This is a genomic window from Nostoc sp., from assembly GCF_036917395.1.
In the GTDB taxonomy this organism is placed as follows: domain Bacteria; phylum Cyanobacteriota; class Cyanobacteriia; order Cyanobacteriales; family Nostocaceae; genus Nostoc.
Genome location: NZ_JBALDI010000012.1, coordinates 32,138 through 50,317, shown reverse-complemented (window position 1 = coordinate 50,317; position 18,180 = coordinate 32,138). Strand labels below are relative to the sequence as shown.

The 18,180-nt window shown below is 42.8% G+C and carries 13 protein-coding genes; 3 read left to right on the top strand and 10 right to left on the bottom strand.

What is annotated here, in order from left to right; genetic code table 11:
- Window positions 1–237: 237 nt before the first annotated feature.
- Window positions 238–1,368, top strand: a complete 1,131-nt coding sequence (locus tag V7K46_RS07820; RefSeq protein ID WP_335111984.1) for a hypothetical protein — start codon at window positions 238–240, stop codon at window positions 1,366–1,368.
- 105 nt (window positions 1,369–1,473) lie between these two features.
- Complete coding sequence (locus tag V7K46_RS07815) at window positions 1,474–2,733, top strand: glycoside hydrolase family 10 protein (RefSeq protein ID WP_335112081.1); 1,260 nt, start codon at window positions 1,474–1,476, stop codon at window positions 2,731–2,733.
- A gap of 112 nt (window positions 2,734–2,845) precedes the next feature.
- Here V7K46_RS07815 and V7K46_RS07810 read toward each other — a convergent pair whose 3' ends face one another.
- From V7K46_RS07810 to V7K46_RS07765, 10 genes are all read right to left on the bottom strand, one after another.
- Window positions 2,846–4,327: a site-2 protease family protein gene (locus V7K46_RS07810; RefSeq protein ID WP_335111983.1), complete on the bottom strand. Its 1,482-nt coding sequence runs from the start codon at window positions 4,325–4,327 to the stop codon at window positions 2,846–2,848.
- Window positions 4,328–4,864: 537 nt separating this feature from the next.
- The gene (locus V7K46_RS07805; RefSeq protein ID WP_335112080.1) at window positions 4,865–5,887 is read right to left on the bottom strand and encodes a spore photoproduct lyase family protein; all 1,023 of its coding nucleotides are present in this window, start codon (window positions 5,885–5,887) and stop codon (window positions 4,865–4,867) included.
- 103 nt (window positions 5,888–5,990) lie between these two features.
- Window positions 5,991–6,347, bottom strand: a complete 357-nt coding sequence (locus V7K46_RS07800; RefSeq protein WP_300415579.1) for a hypothetical protein — start codon at window positions 6,345–6,347, stop codon at window positions 5,991–5,993.
- Window positions 6,348–6,580: 233 nt separating this feature from the next.
- On the bottom strand, window positions 6,581–6,799 hold the full coding sequence (locus V7K46_RS07795) for a hypothetical protein (RefSeq protein WP_335111982.1): 219 nt from the start codon (window positions 6,797–6,799) through the stop codon (window positions 6,581–6,583).
- A gap of 276 nt (window positions 6,800–7,075) precedes the next feature.
- The gene (gene coaBC, locus V7K46_RS07790; protein ID WP_335111981.1) at window positions 7,076–8,287 is read right to left on the bottom strand and encodes a bifunctional phosphopantothenoylcysteine decarboxylase/phosphopantothenate--cysteine ligase CoaBC; all 1,212 of its coding nucleotides are present in this window, start codon (window positions 8,285–8,287) and stop codon (window positions 7,076–7,078) included.
- Window positions 8,288–8,405: 118 nt separating this feature from the next.
- The gene (gene isiD, locus V7K46_RS07785) at window positions 8,406–8,618 is read right to left on the bottom strand and encodes a protein IsiD (RefSeq protein WP_190877921.1); all 213 of its coding nucleotides are present in this window, start codon (window positions 8,616–8,618) and stop codon (window positions 8,406–8,408) included.
- A 154-nt stretch (window positions 8,619–8,772) separates the two neighbouring features.
- Window positions 8,773–9,393 (bottom strand): alpha/beta hydrolase, encoded by a 621-nt coding sequence (locus V7K46_RS07780; RefSeq protein WP_335112079.1) that lies wholly within the window; start codon window positions 9,391–9,393, stop codon window positions 8,773–8,775.
- 217 nt (window positions 9,394–9,610) lie between these two features.
- Window positions 9,611–10,081, bottom strand: coding sequence for an SDR family NAD(P)-dependent oxidoreductase (locus tag V7K46_RS07775; protein WP_335111980.1), 471 nt, complete (start codon window positions 10,079–10,081; stop codon window positions 9,611–9,613).
- Window positions 10,082–10,400: 319 nt separating this feature from the next.
- Window positions 10,401–12,740 (bottom strand): calcium-binding protein, encoded by a 2,340-nt coding sequence (locus tag V7K46_RS07770; protein ID WP_335111979.1) that lies wholly within the window; start codon window positions 12,738–12,740, stop codon window positions 10,401–10,403.
- Between the two features lie 449 nt (window positions 12,741–13,189).
- The gene (locus V7K46_RS07765; protein WP_335111978.1) at window positions 13,190–15,484 is read right to left on the bottom strand and encodes a beta strand repeat-containing protein; all 2,295 of its coding nucleotides are present in this window, start codon (window positions 15,482–15,484) and stop codon (window positions 13,190–13,192) included.
- A gap of 866 nt (window positions 15,485–16,350) precedes the next feature.
- Here V7K46_RS07765 and purH point away from each other — a divergent pair.
- Entirely contained in the window at window positions 16,351–17,895 is a 1,545-nt protein-coding gene (gene purH, locus V7K46_RS07760; protein ID WP_335111977.1) for a bifunctional phosphoribosylaminoimidazolecarboxamide formyltransferase/IMP cyclohydrolase, read from the top strand.
- Window positions 17,896–18,180: the final 285 nt, after the last annotated feature.

Genomic DNA, 18,180 nt, shown 5'->3' with positions numbered 1-18,180 from the left:
TTTTTACTTGATTGCCGTTGAACTATAGGGCGTTTTAATTAAGTGCATTTTTATCCAGAATTTGTATAAGGAACAAACAATCACTACAGCAGCGTCTGTCTTGATAGCTGTTTCACAAAAGAGATCCTAAATTAATTTCAATTGGTGAAGTTATAGAAATTATATACTTTATTGTATATTCTTGCCTAAATACTATTTATGAGTTCTATAACTCTTGACTAACATCCCTATATTACTATGAAATTCATGCTGAAAGACTACTTTAACCCCAATAAAATGCGAATTTTCACTGCTTTGATTTTGACTGGAATTTTGTCTGTTGCTAGCAGTTTAACACTTATCAAAGATGCTACGGGCGCTACTGCAAAGTTTTCGTTAGAAACAAGCAATGAAGTTCTCAAGGACAATATTAAACCAAACCGCTTGCCACGTCCAGTAGCTAACGCGGTACTGCAAGATTTAGGCCGCAGACAGGGAATTTCAACCAGACAAGTGCAAATTATTGATTATAATCAACAGACTTGGCGTAATGGTTGCTTGGAACTGCCTCAACCTGATGAACTCTGTACCCAAGCGTTAGTTCCTGGTTGGCGGCTTGTGGTGTCCAATGACAAACAAAACTGGATTTATCATACCAATAATAACGGGCGATCGCTACGTTTAGCTTCGACAAACACTTCTTCAGATAAATTACCTGCATCTGTAAAAAATGCTGTTTTGCAAGCCGCCTCTAAACGTTTGCAACAGCCAATTTCTCAGCTAACCATCATTCAGGCTCAACAGCAAACTTGGAGAGATGGCTGTTTAGAATTACCTAATGCTGATGAATTCTGTACCCAAGCTTTGGTATCAGGTTGGCGGGTGGTTGTTGGTCAAGGTGAACAAACCTTGGTTTATCATACCAATCAAACAGGTTCTGCAATCAGGCTGAATCAAAAGGCTAGCTCAAGTCCACTGACCCCTGTGCAAATTCCAGTCAGCCAGTTACCACCACCATTAGCTCGATATGTAGTATTTCGGCAAATTTCCAGTGGTGGTTTTGCTGGCAGAACTTATGAGACTGTTTTACTCAAAGATGGGCGATTGATTCGGGTACGGATTGGTGATGCCAATGATTCTGAGCGTAGTGTTCGCCGCGTTTCTGTGCAACAGGTGCAACAATTTCAGAGCTTTTTAGAACGTTCTAAATTTAGTAAGTTTCGGAATCTGAGTTACCCAGCGCCTAATGGTGCTGCTGATTATATCACCTACACTCTCACCAGCCAACAGGGTACGGTTCAGTACAATGATATTTCTCTAAATAACCTGCCAAAGAGTTTACAGACAATAGTCAAAGCTTGGAATCAACTCGCAGCCAGCGCCAAATAGTAAACCTCAGTGATCAGATTAAATAGCGATTGTTTTAGCGCTTACAATCGAAACGATCGCTATTCATGCTGATTGTTGATAATTTGATCATGTCTGTAGCAAATGATGAAAAGGTTTGTCAAGTGGTGTGTTGAGTTTCATTCGTGGTGGAATATTCGCCAAAGCAGAAAGCTAGGGTTATTTGCCGTCATTGTTACCTTAAGTGTGGTAGCTACGGTGATGTTATCGTTCCCATTGAACGCTCAAATAAATCTGCCACGAACGCCAGCATCTGAGTTAAGGGGAGTGTGGTTAACAAATATTGATAGTGACGTGTTATTTCAGCGCGATCGCCTCAAGGGATCTTTGCAACGCCTTGACGAACTCAATTTTAACACTATATATCCGGCGGTTTGGAATTGGGGATATACATTGTATCCTAGCAAAGTTGCAGCCAAAGTTATCGGGCGATCGCTCGATCCCACACCCGGACTCAAAGGGCGAGATATCCTCAAAGAAATTGTTTATGTGGGACATCAAAAAGGGTTAACAGTGATTCCCTGGTTTGAATTTGGCTTCATGGCACCAGCAGAGTCTCTATTAGTTAAAAATCGTCCCCAATGGCTCACCAGTCGCAGCGACGGGACTCGGATTGTCAAAGAAGGCATACATAATCGCGTTTGGCTAAATCCTTTTCGTCCAGAAGTACAACAATTTATTCAAGATTTAATTGTTGAAATTATTAAAAACTACAATATCGATGGTATTCAATTTGATGACCATTTTGGCTTACCATCAGAATTAGGGTACGATGCCTATACAGTGGCACTTTACAAAAAAGAACACCGTGGTCAAGCTCCCTCCAAAAACTTTAAAGATCCAGAATGGGTGCGTTGGAGAGCTAACAAAATTACCGAGTTTATGAAACGGGTATTCAAAGCTATCAAAGCTACTAAAAAAGATTGCCTGGTTTCTGTTGCTCCTAATCCTCAACGTTTTTCCTACGATTTCTTTTTAGCAGACTGGCAGAAGTGGGAACGGCTGGGAATTATTGAAGACTTAGTTTTGCAGGTATATCGGGATGATTTAAATGTTTTTATCAGCGAATTAGAGTATCCAGAAGTGAAAGCGGCAAAAAGACATATTCCCGTGAGTGTGGGCATTATGGCTGGGTTGAAAAACAAATCTGTACCGATGCAACAGATTCAAACACAAGTGCAAAAAGTACGCGATCGCAATTTTGCTGGAGTCTCTTTCTTCTTCTATGAAACCCTTTGGAATATCAGCAAAGAAAAGCCACAAGAACGCCAAACTGGTTTCCAAAAAATCTTCCCCACACCCGTAACTTACCCGAATTTGCTAGCAGGTTGGAAACCGTTCAGTTAATTTTCCTAACTAGAATTACGAATCGGGTTTAACTTTTCTAAGTATCGCATGTGCTTCACTCCTAACTCCTGTACAGACGCGATTAATCGCGTCTGTAATCCTAACTCAGACACTATCCTATTCCCAAACGCCCAGCCAAGCCCGGAGTTAGGGGTAAAAGCGTGGTAATCATCAAGAATAGAGCCAAAAGCCCCAAAGCAGCTCTAGCATCATCAGGTTCAGTGACTTCATTCAAGCTGGGGCGTTCTTGATCCCGTTGCAAAAAGAAAATTACGATCGCCCAATACATGGCAAGAGTATTACCGAGAGACACTAACGCCAGTAAAATTAAAGTTGCGATCGTTGCGCGTCCTGCGGTTTTGCGTCCATAAATCGCCTGAATAATGCGCCCACCATCTAGTTGTCCTGCGGGCATTAAGTTCAAAGCGGTAATTACTAAACCTAACCAACCAATCACCACTAGGGGATGAACACTCACCAGGGATGATTGCAACGCCGAACCAAGGACAACTCGCGCCAAACTTCCCACCAAAATCGACCCTTGGAAAAACTGATTTGGCAATTGAAATAAACTGCCTGGGTGGGAAAGCAGCAAGCCAGTGATCAGCATTAATAAAGAGACAATACCACCTGCGGCTGGCCCTGCCAAGGCGATATCAAATAATACCTTGCGGTTAGGCAATAGAGATTCAAAGCGGGTAATTGCACCAAAGGAACCAATTTGCACAGCTGGTAAAAAGAAAGGCCAGCTAAGGCGGATTTGGTGACGCCGAGCAAGTAACCAATGACCAATTTCGTGAACTACTAAAACCGTAAATATCCCAGCCCCTATGGGCAAAGCTTCTTTAAACCGCCCTGGATTGCCAAAAAAATCAAAATTCAGCAATAAGCCCGCAGCTTCTAAATTTGTAGCAATAGTTGCTATCAACAGAATACCTGCAAAAGCTTTTTGCGATAACAACATCGGGCGGGGATCATTGCGGCTCGGCAGGACAATTACTACTGGTCTGTCGTCTGTGTTTTCGACTAAAAATAGGCGATATTGATCACCAAGACGTTGCCGTAAACTTGCTGTTAGACGGTTGTGAACCTCTTCTGGTTCTCCCCGCAAATTGCCTTTGAAAATGGCTCCATCTTGATAGGCGATCGTTTCTGTGGCGAAAAACGTATCGATACCAAAGATACCTTTAATTGCATTTAAGTCGTCTTCCGGCAGTGGCGGAATCTCCGGTTTCAGTTCTGTGACTGCTAGTTGTGGGGAATTTGCTTCAACTGAAGAATTAGCGGCGAGTCTTTCTGTTGCGCGTTGCTTGAGGATGGCATCTTGTCCAGCTGTGCGTAACTGTCTGCCCAAGAAGATGTATAATCCGGCGGAAGTCACCACTAAGAACAATATACCCGCTATGTTGATATAAATCCCTGCGGCAAACAATCCAAAAAACAGGAGCCAGGGAGTCATCAACACCACCGACTGTAACCAGGCTAAGATTCCCAGCTTACCAAAAGGTCTGGCGCGATAAAAGCCCCAGCCCAAAATGCCTAAAGCTGCCAGTAGGATTGTCCCCAGGATAGAAGTTTCTGATAAAGTAAACATCTCCAAACCTTTGCTATTGAGACTAAGCCAGAACAAGTCCGGTATTGCAGATACACTTATTAATGTATAACGCCGTCTGTAATCTGCCCAAATTATCCCGCTTTGCGATGCCGAATAGCCCAACCCAGGCATCGACTAAGCAATTAAAAATTAAAAATTAAAAATTAAAAAACAGAATTACAGTAAGCTTTCTGACTGGTAATGGTGTGCAGACTCGAAGCGTAACAGTTTATAGTACACTGTGGCGTCAGTTTGCTTATCTTTAACAAGGGGCTATTGCCTAGTTAATTGAGATGGTAGGTGGATTTACGCTGTAGGTGGAGTCAGCCAGGATTAGAGAAGCCTTGAGACTACCGCAAGCATTTAAAAATCATTGATATATTATGCGATCGCTCTCTTGTTCAATAATTACAGCCGATTTCATTTTTTTTAACCACATCTGTCGTAGGGGCGCAAGGCCTTGCGCCCCTACTGCGTGGTCTATTTACCTAAAAATAGCTGTAATTTGCTCAAACTGTATTTGAGCGAACTGGTCTTTTAAGTCCAATAAAGAATTTCAGCATTTGGAAAGCGCCTAGTAATCTCACTCTCAAAAAAGCAACGCAACGCTTTCATTGTGTCGCGATCATAAACGTACTTCGTCCCACCAAACTTATTACGCTTGACACTGCGTTTTGCCTCATCCATCTCTAATTTTGATTGCGGATACCAACTTTGTAACACTTCTTTTGACCCAGGTGTAAACCGATGCGAGATTAATTCAAAAGTAAGGTCACAGTCAAAATCCAGTGCCTCGTTTATCTGGTCAAACAAAGAACTATAGTGCATCTGCCAATCGTCTACCGGCATAATTGGCGCAATCACCAAGCCAACTGGATAACCGCCACCGCCACGCTCTTGTGGTAGCGCCAACCGTCGCAATCCATTAAGTCTGGATACTACGGAGGCTGTGCCACCTTCAAACTTACCAGAAATCGGTGCTGCATTAACGCTCATCCGACAGCGAGTATGCCCATTGTGTGGTAAGTCGAGTAATCCATCCACAGCATCAAACTTCGATACCCAACGTAGATGTGCATTGGTACGAGTGCCAAAGTAACGGATACATTCAGCCAGACTTCCAGTCAAATGCTCAATACCCAATGGGTCAGTGTAACAGCTAACTTCAAAACTCGTAGTTTTCCCATCTTGCTCGTAGTTAGCTAAATTCTCTAATATCTGCGGTAAGTTGGCAAAAACGCGGATGACAGGTGGCCCCGACAAGCTACCAGCTAGGTAGCAGTATTGACAATGAGCCGGACAACCCTCAGCAAGGTGAAACTGCCAATCCGCAGAAGGCGGGATGGGACTCAGTTTAAAAGAACTGGGTGGTGCAGTAACCACCGCTAAGGTACGCTTGGCGATGTTGTAAGTATCCCGCTCAGACTCACCGCGCAGTCCCTTCAGGCGGTTTTGTGATAATTTTTCTATCGGTAAGTTGAGTGACTGCACACGTGCAAGAATCTGCTGCCCCCAAACCTCATCTAGGGCAGCAGGTGTAAACAGTACCCGTTCAGGTATCCACAACCGTGGTAATTTTGTTTGTGTATTTGATACTGGAACTTGGTCTGTAATTGTATTCAGCAATATCCTTCTCCGTTATTTAGTTTGCTGATTTCTGCAATTAATTTTCAAGGACTTGCTTAATTCGGCGCTCTAACAAATCAAGATCCAAAGTGCCTTCATCACGGCTAATTCGTCGCACAGTCGAATTAACATTACCTAAATTTACCAATAAATCTTGAAGAATTTCCTGCTGCTGACGGGCTTGGGTAACCTCGCGTGGCTCCTGTACTAAATCACGCACGATGGTATCTTCAGCGCGAGAGGCGATAATTGGATCACCTTGCCCTTGAATGTGAACAAAAGTTCGTCGCCCTGGCCCACGCTCCTCTTCTATTGGTATAACTGCTGTTACTTGGTCAGAACGCACATATTTGCCAAATCCTAAATGTACTAGCTCTGATGAGAGGATTTTCATATAATTGAAGCGTGATTTTTAAGTCTTACTTATATTATAAAATCTAGGAAAGTGACCTTAAAGCCATAGACCATACGGCTTATACCCAATTTACAGTAGTAGTTTCCTGTCCCAATTCCTGCTTGATATCTTTCGTCTTTATCATACTATTCGTACCAACTTTCGGGCTTGTTCTGGGGTTTCACCAAGCTCAATAAACTCAAGTTTTAGGTTGGAGTCCTAACTTTGGCTTGTTAAGTACACCATTTCATTAATTCGTAGCAAATTAAATTCAGTAATACCCTGACAATGCCAATGCGTCCCCTGACAATGCCAATGCATTCCGATACAACGTTAATGCGTCCCCTGACAATGCCAATGCATTCCGATACAATGTTAATGCGTCCCCTGACAATGCCAATGCATTCCGATACAACGTTAATGCGTCGCCTGACAATGCCAATGCATTCCAATACAATGTTAATGCGTCCTTTTACAATGCCAATGCATGGGGATGCATTAAAAACTGATAGGACTTATGCAAAAAACCTCTCAAATCATTCCTCCGTGTACTCTGTATCTCTGTGGTTCGTTCTTTCATGATCCGTGCGTAAATACTGACTAAGTAAATAATTTTACTCAACAGGATGTTAGATTTGTTCTTGCATTGAAATTGGGGGGAAACTCTTCAAGATGTTACGCGAACAGACCTTTTAAATTTTAGATTTTCAATAATTCAATTCCATTATCTAAAATTCGGAGATGATAAAATCAAATAAATGATGCGCCATTTCCAATTTAGAACAAGGTGCGATCGCTAGCTGATGTCCTTGACTATCTAAAAATATCGCTTGATTGTTATCACTGCCAAAACCACTATCAGGTTGATCAATCGGATTGGCAACAATAGCGTCTAATTTTTTACTCTGTAACTTTTCTAATGCAGGGTTGACAATATCCCCAGTTTGTGCAGCGAAACCAATTAATATCTGATGCGGCTGTTTAAGTTTTGCTAATTGGGCGATTATATCCGGTACAGGTTCCAAGGGTAAGGCTTCGGGGAGCGATCGCTTGGGCAATTTCTCTGTACTATAATCTCGTGGCTTCACATCTGCCACGGCTGCTGACATCACAATTAGATCAGCATTGGGTAAACATTCCAGCATGACGTGCTGCATTTGCTCGGCACTAATGACGGGAATTGTTTGTACTCCCAATGGTACATCCCAATTAGCTGGCCCATGCACCAGAGTTACATTTGCGCCTCGGTGAAGTGCGGTTTGCGCTAAAGCTAATCCCATTTTACCTGTTGAAGGATTACCAATAAACCTCACTGGGTCAAGATACTCTCGCGTTCCCCCAGCACTAATTAACACTCGTTTACCAACTAAATCTCGTTTGCCTTGAGTGTGTAACAACGATTGGATATGAGCCAAAATTTCTGGAGGTTCTGCTAATCTACCAGCACCGATGCGATCGCACGCTAATAAACCTGATGCTGTACTCATTCCATGATATCGACTATCTATCAATAGCTGTTGCCAATTCCGCTGCACTGATAGCTGTTCCCACATATCCGTATTCATTGCGGGTGCTAACAGCACAGGACAAGTAGAAGCCAGTACGGTATTTGTGAGTAAATTATCAGCCATCCCGTAGGCTAACTTTGCTAATGTATTAGCTGTCAGGGGAGCAATTACCATGACATCTGCCCATTCACCCAACTCAATATGCAACGGACGAAAGTGAGTTGGTTTCCAGAAATCATCATCTGTGTAGACGGGATGACGGGATAGGGTGGCTATTGTCAGAGGCGTGATAAATTCTTGCGCCGAACGGGTAAGGATGACTCGGATTTCCACCCCAGTTTTAAACAGCGTCGAAACTAGTTCACAGATTTTGTATGCGGCGATACCGCCGCATACTCCAATTAGAACCCTGTTCAATTTTGGATTAGTCATAGTAAAAAGTTAGGAGTAAGTAGTAACTTAGGAGCAAGTAGTTACGAATATTAATTTCCAACTCCTAACTTCTGTAGAGACGCGATTAATCGCGTCTCTCCTAACTCCTAACTCTCAACTACGCTTCATCGTAGGGTTCCAAGTCTAAGAGGTAGATATAGGGTTCAACTAACTCTGGACGCTGAAATGCGATCGCTCGCAATAAATGCCAATCATTCAAACCCTCAAAAGCATTACTATAATTATCTAGCTCCAGACGTGTAGCCAGTTCTTCTACTTCTGCCGCAGTCATGGCAGCAATTTCTTTCTTGGAAATGCTTAGAGTTGTCATAATGCTCGCCCCTCCCTTATGCAGCACTCGCCTTCAGCATGGGTTAAGTTGCGCTGAACGCAGCTACCCTATATATCTTACTCATTAGAGGTCATTGATTTCATGAAAATTTTCAGCATTTATACCAGAATTTATAAAAAATTCGTAATCCTGACTAGCTAATTGTATTCACAATAAAATTCCGTAGTACCTCTAACGTTTGTCGATGTATCTCATGCCCCATGTCAAATTCGTGGTATTCTACTGCCACTCCTAGAGACTTTAGAGTTTCTCGTGCCTTCAAAGCTGCTTGCAGTGGTACAACTTCATCATATCTACCATGAGTAATTAAAGTCGGCGGAATCCCACTTTTAGCTGCCGTTAGTGCATCAGGATGTAAATACCCACTCATGACAACTAAACCTGCTAGGGGTAATTTTGAGCCGACATCTAAAGTCATTGCTCCGCCTTGAGAAAATCCACTTAAAATGGTGCGTGACAAAGGTACACCAGTGCTGCTTTCTAAAGATTGCAAGAAATCAGTTAGCAGTTGGCGACTTTCTGCCAACCCTTGATACATATTCTCCACCCGCAGGTCATACCATGCCCTCCCTACAGGGGAATAGGGATAAGGAAAAGGTGCATCAGGTAATACAAACTGGTAATCAGATAAGTTGATCAAAGGTAACAAAGATGCTACATCCTTAGCATTAGCTCCCCAACCATGCAAAGTGACAATTAAGCCTGCGGGGGGTTGAGAACTTGCTGTAGAAACATTAATAAATTGTAAAGACAGAGGTCTACTCCTAAAATCCTACTCTTTTAGTAGATCCTATCTCTTGAAGTAGACTTAGTATTAAGAAGCGGATGTCACTTCGACAGAGATACCCATCTTATTGGCTTAACTTTTTACCAAGGTACTGGTTCACCAAGATCAAAAAAGCCACCACTCGGCCCATCGTCAGGAAGCATCGCTAACTCAACGCCCGTTTTTGCCCCTCTTGTGATATCCATCATTGTGTCAATGAGCCTTCAATACTAGACATATTGACAATTCGACCACTAGGACTCTTTAAAATTAACGGTAGCAGTACTTGAGTCAGTTCTACCAAGGCAAAAAAGTTGGTGTTTAATGTCTGTCGAATAATGTTTATTGAAACAGAAGTGGCATTACTGATTAACCAGTCACCATCTAGAAACACACCTGCATTATTAATCAAGATATCCAGTTTACCAAAAGAGTCACTAATCTCTTGAAAAGCAGACTGAATTTGAGTACTGTCAGTTATATCAAGAGCGATCGCCACAGCCGAAACTCCTTCATTATGCAAGTTAGTGGCTGCCGTTTTTGCTGCTTCTAAATTCCGGGCTGCAATCAGAATCGTCAATCCATGTTGTCCCAGTTGACGACTCATCTCTAGTCCAAGACCCTTATTTGCGCCAGTAATCAAGGCTACTTTATTCTTCAGTTCGCTATTTACCACTGTTAGCCACTCCTATGAAATTGGGGATCTACAATGTATTTAAAAACAGTATGCTTAAGCGTTTGTTTAAATACTGGGTTAATCCTCTCACGAAGTCGCAGGCAAGAAAACCTAGAAAAAAGGCTAGTACCGACTTGTTTTTTGCTCAAGACGCTGGTGCTTTAGGCATTTCTTGATCCCCCCTAGCCCACACCAGTCGCTCCACTTGGGGGTTTCTCCATGAGTAAGTGGCATGGATTTAGGGGTATCTAAAACGTTTTGCTCTTCGCTTAGAGGACTTTTCAAACATCCTCCTAGAGTGATAGAGCGCTAATCACGGTTAAACAACCGTAAAATTGTTTTTGGTTAGTGACAACCCAGCCGATAATTGTGCAAATTGTACCTGAGTAAAGGCACTTGCACTGCCATCTTGGTCAAAGAACAATGCACCTGTAATATTGTTGTAAATAAATCGCTGAGTGCTAGTGGTTGCAGATGCTCCGAGGGTAAACTGACTTGTTTTAAGTGAACCGATTGATAACCCGCCACCAAAACCATCAGCCGCTACTTGAATGAGTTCATTAGTCGCCTTGAAGTCATCAAGTCTATCAATGCCTTGATTGAAACTATTGAAAGCAAAGGTATCAGTACCAGATCCTCCAATTAGGCTATCATTACCATTGCCGCCTATGAGGATATCATTGCCACCATCGCCCCCGTCGAGAGTATCATCCCCATTGCTGCCCACAATCAAGTCATCGAAATTTGTACCTGAGATATCTAATCGTTCGATATTTTTGTAGCTAATCCGATTCGTGCCATCCGTAATTGAACCAGAGTCAGTAGTAGCATTGAATGTCGAAGTAATTCTCTTGGTAAAATTATAATAGCTGGGGACCGACAATAAATCGTTACCTATTCCCCCATCGATCGTATCATTGCCACCACCACCATAGCCACCGGAGAGTGTATCGTTGCCATTGCTCCCCACAATCAAGTCATCGTATTGTGTACCTAAGATATCTAATCGTTCAATATTTTTGTAGCTAACCCGAGTCGTGCCATCTGTAATTGAGCCAATGTTAGTAGTAGCATTGAATGTCGAAGTGATTCCCTTGGTAGAATTATTACTCTGGAACGACAATAAATCGTCACCTATTCCCCCATCTATTGTATCATTGCCACCATAATTATAGCCCTCGTAGAGCGTATCGTTGCCATTGCTCCCCACAATCAAGTCATCGTATTGTGTAGCTGAGATACCTAATCGTTCAATATTTTTGTAGCTAACCCGATGCGTGCCCATTGTAATTGAGCCAATGTTAGTAGTAGCATTGAATGTTGAAGTGATTCCCTTGGTATAATTGGCAGAATAGTTAAAATAGGACAATAAATCGTTACCTGTTCCCCCATCTATTGTATCATTGCCAGTGGCGCTCGCATTTATCGAATCGTTGCCATCGCCGCCAGAGAGCAGATTATTGCCTGTTGACAAGTAAGCATCCAAAGTATCGTCACCAGCACCACCGTTGAGGGTATTATTGCCAGAAGTGGGTCTGTAGTTTCTATCGTCTTGGGCAGTGACCGAAAGATAATCATTGCCATTGCCACCATTGAGTAGGTTATCGCCTGATGAATGGCTAGCATTCAAGTGATCGTCACCAGCACCACCGTTGAGGGTATTATTGCCTAAAGAGGGATGGTCGTCGTTGTCCGGGTCTGGGTTGTAGTACATTACATTGCCAAAGGCAAAAAGATCATCATTGCCATCGCCACCATTAAGTAGGTTATTGCCTGTTGAAGCTACAACACTCAAGTGATCGTTACCAACGCCTCCAGAGAGTAAGTTATTGCCTGTTGAAAGGTCAACATTGAGAATATCATCACCAGCGTCACCAACGAGGGTGTTATTCCCCGCACCATCAACGAGGGTATCATTCCCCGCACCACCAACGAGGGTATCATTCCCCGCACCACCAACGAGGGTATCATTCCCCGCACCACCAACGAGGGTGTCATTCCCCGCACCACCGCGCAGCAAGTCGTTGCCACTTAAGCCGTTGATTTTGTCATTACCCCCCTGACCATTCACCACATCATCTGAGTTGTTTAAACCTGTAATATTATTGTCAAGGTCATTCAGGAAAGTCACCGTGTTCTTGATGCCGATGCTCGTTTCAGTGGAGTTGGCATCCAGGACATCAAAGCTGTCGGTGATGCTAGTTTGCCCATCAAATAGGATATTACCTATGGCTGGTTTTGCTCCAGAAGCTTTCAGATTCCGGAAGTTTTCTAATTTGAAGTTCTGGAGGATAACTTTGATACCAGGCACCTCTTCAAAGGTGATTTCTAAATCCTTGCCATTTTGGGTCAGCAGTAGATTTCGGGTAGTCAATCCATACCCTTGGAATTTGATGGTATCCACTTCGGCAATCACTGCTGCTGTTGGGCTTATTCCTTTACCTACCCCACCGAAATCGGTGATAGTATCAGTACCGTCGGTGATGCCGAAAGTGGCATCCAAGTTGTAAACAAATTTATCCTTGCCGCCGCCACCAGTTAACGTGTCGTTGCCCTGATTAGCTGTGATGGTATCGTTGCCAGCAAGACCATTAATCGTATCCGCGCTGTTAGTACCCAGTAGCGTATCGTTACCATTAGTTCCAATGATATTTGCCATAGCTTTTTCCTACCTAAATCGATTTTTAGAGTAAATTTAGTTCTCAAGTTGCTGTTAGTGCTGTTTCCGGGCAGAAAAATTCGCCAAATGTTGACATTTCGACATCCTTTCATGTCACCCTTGAGGGTTAAGAATTTTTTTTGAAGATTCTCCCTTTGATTGGCTTGCAAGTAGTACTTATCGCACTATCTCGGACTATCTAAGTCTTAAGCGCTGTACAAATTCATGAGCGTGTGGATTCACAAAAACAATTTAGCTTCAGGCTTGTTTTAATCATCCTTCATCAGTAGCCCAGGCAAGCATTTACCGTAGGCATCGCTGAAAAAGAGTGTAAAAGATCGCTCACTATAATTGCATTAATGAATCGGATGCAAGCTGCTATTTCAGACACCTGGCAATCCGATCATTTTCTATTTTCTCTGCTTAGAGTGATAGAGCGCTAATCACAATTAAACAACCGCAAAATTGTTTTTAGTTAGTGACAACCCAGCCGATAATTGTGCAAATTGTACCTGAGTAAAGGCACTTGCACTGCCATCTTGGTCAAAGAACAATGCACCTGTAATATTGTTGTAAATAAATCGCTGAGTGCTAGTGGTTGCAGATGCTCCGAGGGTAAACTGACTTGTCTGAAGTGAACCGATTGATAACCCGCCACCAAAACCATCAGCCGCTACTTGAATGAGTTCATTAGTCGCTTTGAAGTCATCAAGTCTATCAATGCCTTGATTGAAACTATTGAAAGCAAAGGTATCAGTGCCAGATCCTCCAATTAGGCTATCATTACCCTTGCCGCCTATAAGGATATCATTGCCATTACTACCGTCGAGAGTATCATCCCCATTGCTCCCCACAATCAAGTCATCGTATTTTGTACCTGAGATATTTAATCGTTCGATATTTTTGTAGCTAACCCGATTCGTGCCATTCGTAATCAAGCCAATGTTAGTAGTAGCATTGAATGTCGAAGTAATTCCCTTGGTAGAATTATTATAGTTCTCGAACGACAATAAATCGTCACCTGTTCCCCCATCAATCGTATCATTGCCACCAAAGGCCCCGGAGAGCGTATCATCCCCATTGCTGCCCACAATCAAGTCATCGAAATGTGTACCTCTGATATTTAATCGTTCGATATTCTTGTAGATAACCCGATCCGTGCCATCTGTAATTGAGCCAGTATTAGTGGTAGCATTGAATGTCGAAGTGATTCCCTTGGTATAATAATTGTCATAATCATAATAGCCATAATTGATGGACAATAAATCGTCACCTTTACCTCCATCGATCATATCATTGCCAAGGCTCCCATCTATCGTATCGTTGCCATTGGTCCCCACAATGTTGTCATTGTATTTTGTACTATAAATATATAATCGTTCGATATTTTTGTAGCTAACCCGATTCGTGCCATCCGTAATTGAGCCAATGTTAGTAGTAGCATTGAATGTCGTTGTGATACCCTTAGGATAAGAATAGTAGGACAATAAATCGTCACCTGTTCCGCCATCGATCGTATCATTGCTAGTAGTGCTCGCATTTATCGTATCGTTGCCATCGCCTCCAGAGAGCAGATTATTGCCTGTTGACAAGTAAACATCCAAGTGATCGTCACCAGCGCCACCGTTGAGGGTATTATTGCCAGAAGTGGGTGTGTCGTATCTACCGTCGTTGCCAGTGGCCGAAAGAGTATCATTGCCATCGCCACCATTGAGTAGGTTATCGCCTGATGAATAGCTAGCATCCAAGTGATCGTCACCGGCACCACCGTTGAGGGTATTATTGCCTAAAGAGGGATAGGTGCGGTTGTCCGGGCCTGGGTTGTAGAACGACAACATGCCACCAGAGGCCGAAAGATAATCATTGCCATCGCCACCATTAAGTAGGTTATTGCCTTTTGAAGCCTTAGCACTCAATAAATCGTCACCAACGCCTCCAGAGAGTAAGTTATTGCCTGTTGAAAAGTCAACATAGAGAATATCATCACCAGCGTCACCAACGAGGGTGTTATTCCCGGCACCACCAAGGAGGGTATCACTCCCCGCACCACCAACGAGGGTATCATTCCCCGCACCACCGCGCAGCAAGTCGTTGCCACTTAAGCCGTTGATTTTGTCATTACCCCCCTGACCATTCACCACATCATCTGAGTTGTTTAAACCTGTAATATTATTGTCAAGGTCATTCAGGAAAGTCACCGTGTTCTTGATGCCGATGCTCGTTTCAGTCGAGTTGGCATCCAGGACATCAAAGCTGTCGGTGATGCTAGTTTGCCCATTAAACAGGATATTACCGATAGCTGGTTTTGCTCCAGAAGCTTTCAGATTCTCCAAGTTTTCTAATTTGAAGTTTTGGAGGATAACTTTGACATTAGGCACGCTTGCAAAATAAGTACCAGGCACCTGTTCAAAGGTGATTTCTAAATTCTTGCCATTCTGGGTGAGCAGCAGATTTCGGGCAGTCAAATCATAGCCTTGGAATTTAATCGTATCCACTTCGGCAATTACTGCTGCTGTTGGGCTTATTCCTTTACCTACCCCACCGAAATCGGTGATAGTATCAGTACCGTCGGTGAAAGTGTAATCGTATTTGTAAACAAATTTATCCTTGCCACCGCCACCAGTTAACGTGTCGTTGCCCTGATTAGCTGTGATAGTATCGTTGCCAGCAAGACCATTAATCGTATCCGCGCTGTTAGTACCCAGTAGCGTATCGTTACCATTAGTTCCAATGATATTTGCCATAACTTTTTCCTACCTGAATCGATTTTTGGAGTAAATTTAGTTCTCAAGTTGCTGTTAGTGCTGTTTCCGGGCACAAAAATTTGCCAAATGTTGACATTTCGACATCCTTTCATGTCACCCTTGAGGGTTAAGAATTTTTTTTGAAGATTCTCCCTTTGATTGGCTTGCAAGTAGTACTTATCGCACTATCTCGGACTATCTAAGTCTTAGGCATTGTACAAATTCATCAGCATGTGGATTCATAAAAAAACTAGTTTCAGGAGTATTTCAATCATGCTCCATGAGTAGCGTAGGTCAGTAAAAACCGTAAGTACCGCTGAAAAATAGTATAAAAATCAAGCTTGAATGCCTGAAAACCACAGCCCATAATTTAATTGGTTTGTCAATGCGTAAGTCTTAAATAGCTTGAAAATAGGGAACACTTGACAGAGCAGAGGAAAAGTAATTTTTATGTCTTCTTGTGGGTTATTGCTCGTGGATGTTTATCTGGAAAATAGGAAATATCTACTAATAACCTGATAATAAATAAATACCGAATGTTTACTTAGATGTCTATATTTCAATAAAAATCTTTACATATTATTTGCTGATAAATTATATATTCAAAGCCTATCTGAAAACCAAAATGGGTTTAAAAGTAATCCAAGCACAAGCGAAACGTCACATCGCTAAGTAGTTATCTACCTTTTTCTCCTTGCTAGCCCAGACTGTTCAATGTCAACGCAGGTACGGAGAACCTGTTCTACTCCTTTTGTTGCCATGCCACTACCGGATTTCAGAATGATTCCTAAAGGTCTTGAAGTGAACCAAGGCTTATGTAAAACTTGAGATCCTTCGCTTTGAGCCTACTTTTAAGGAATTGATCAATGGCGCGTCTAGCCCTGCTGAGTGTATCTAACAAAACTGGTTTAATTGACCTAGCCCGTAGCTTGGTTGAAGAATTTGACTTTGATTTAATCAGCAGTGGAGGAACAGCCCAAGCCCTCAAAGATGCGGGACTCCCAGTTACTAAAGTTGCAGATTACACTGGTTCTCCAGAAATTTTAGGTGGCCGAGTCAAAACCCTGCATCCCCGGATTCATGGCGGGATTTTGGCGCGGCGAGATGTTCCCCAAGATATTACAGATTTAGAAAATAACCAAATTCGCCCGATTGATTTAGTGGTGGTGAATCTATATCCTTTTGAGGAAACGATCGCTAAACCAGGGGTGACATTATCCCAAGCGGTTGAGCAAATAGATATCGGTGGCCCTGCTATGCTACGGGCATCATCGAAAAACTTCGCCCATCTCGCTGTATTATGCGATCCAGCACAATATGACGAGTATTTGCAGGAATTGAGGCAAAATAACGGCGAAGCCTCCTTAGAGTTTCGCCAAAAATCTGCGTTAAAAGGCTTTTTGCATACTGCTAGTTATGATCAAGCGATAGCGCAAGCGCTGACTTGTCAGTTCGCATCTTATCTCGCAGGAACACAGCAGCATACCCTTAGCGGTACACAATTGCAATCTCTGCGTTACGGCGAGAACCCCCATCAACCCGCCGCCTGGTATCAAACTGGTACTACCCCAACGGGATGGACAGCCGCTACAAAACTGCAAGGCAAAGAACTTAGTTACAATAACTTAGTTGATTTAGAAGCTGCACGCCGAATTATTGCTGAATTCACTGATACCCCAGCAGCAACGATTATCAAACATACAAATCCCTGTGGTACAGCACTGGGAAGCAGTATTTCTGAAGCTTACCAAAAAGCTTTCAATGCTGATTCTACTTCTGCCTTTGGTGGTATTGTCGCACTCAACCGTCCGATTGATGCGGCAACAGCTAGCGAGTTAACTAAAACATTTTTAGAATGTGTAGTAGCACCAAGTTGTGATCCAAAAGCTCAAGAAATCCTTGGCAAAAAATCTAACGTGCGGGTTTTAACTCTACCTGATTTGAGCAGTGGCCCTAAGGATACAGTGAAAGCGATCGCAGGTGGTTTCCTTGTCGAATCTAGCGATGATGTGATTGCTGATACCAATCAATGGCAAGTAGTTACCGAACGTCAACCCACCGCTAGCGAATTAGCCGAATTGCTCTTTGCTTGGAAAGTTTGCAAACACGTTAAATCTAATGCCATTGTTGTCAGTGGCGATCGCACTACACTAGGAGTAGGTGCTGGTCAAATGAACCGCGTCGGCTCAGTTAAAATTGCCTTAGAACAAGCTGGAGAAAAAGCCAAAGATGCAATTCTAGCCAGCGATGGATTCTTCCCCTTTGATGATTCAGTCAGAACAGCCGCAGCAGCAGGAATTACAGCCCTTGTCCAACCAGGGGGAAGTTTGCGCGATCAAGATTCAATCAAAGCTGCTAACGAACTGGGTTTGGTGATGGTATTCACGGGTGTACGTCACTTTTTACACTAATTATTGCCTATCAGGTATGCAGTTCAGAAAGTGTCACACAATATCCTTGCTTTCTGATTGAGTTAGTGATATTGTCTAATCGTGTGTGAGGAGTAAGTTATAAATGAAGAGCGCCTGGGGTGGAAACACGGCAACACTCCCAAGCGCTTTTTAATTGGTATTTAGAAATTGGATTAGTGGTGCAGTTTAGAAAGTGTCACTCAATATACTTGCCTTTTGATAGATGTAATGATATTTTAGATTTGTGTGAGGAGCAAGTTAAGAATAAAAGATGCCTGGGGTGGA

What these genes read in the sequence shown, in the direction of transcription:
- isiD (WP_190877921.1), bottom strand. Translation starts at nt 8,618, where the DNA reads ATGACAACTCTAAGCATTTCCAAGAAAGAAATTGCTGCCATGACTGCG.
- purH (WP_335111977.1), top strand. Translation starts at nt 16,351, where the DNA reads ATGGCGCGTCTAGCCCTGCTGAGTGTATCTAACAAAACTGGTTTAATT.
- V7K46_RS07765 (WP_335111978.1), bottom strand. Translation starts at nt 15,484, where the DNA reads ATGGCAAATATCATTGGAACTAATGGTAACGATACGCTACTGGGTACT.
- V7K46_RS07815 (WP_335112081.1), top strand. Translation starts at nt 1,474, where the DNA reads ATGAAAAGGTTTGTCAAGTGGTGTGTTGAGTTTCATTCGTGGTGGAAT.
- coaBC (WP_335111981.1), bottom strand. Translation starts at nt 8,287, where the DNA reads ATGACTAATCCAAAATTGAACAGGGTTCTAATTGGAGTATGCGGCGGT.
- V7K46_RS07770 (WP_335111979.1), bottom strand. Translation starts at nt 12,740, where the DNA reads ATGGCAAATATCATTGGAACTAATGGTAACGATACGCTACTGGGTACT.
- V7K46_RS07800 (WP_300415579.1), bottom strand. Translation starts at nt 6,347, where the DNA reads ATGAAAATCCTCTCATCAGAGCTAGTACATTTAGGATTTGGCAAATAT.
- V7K46_RS07810 (WP_335111983.1), bottom strand. Translation starts at nt 4,327, where the DNA reads ATGTTTACTTTATCAGAAACTTCTATCCTGGGGACAATCCTACTGGCA.
- V7K46_RS07820 (WP_335111984.1), top strand. Translation starts at nt 238, where the DNA reads ATGAAATTCATGCTGAAAGACTACTTTAACCCCAATAAAATGCGAATT.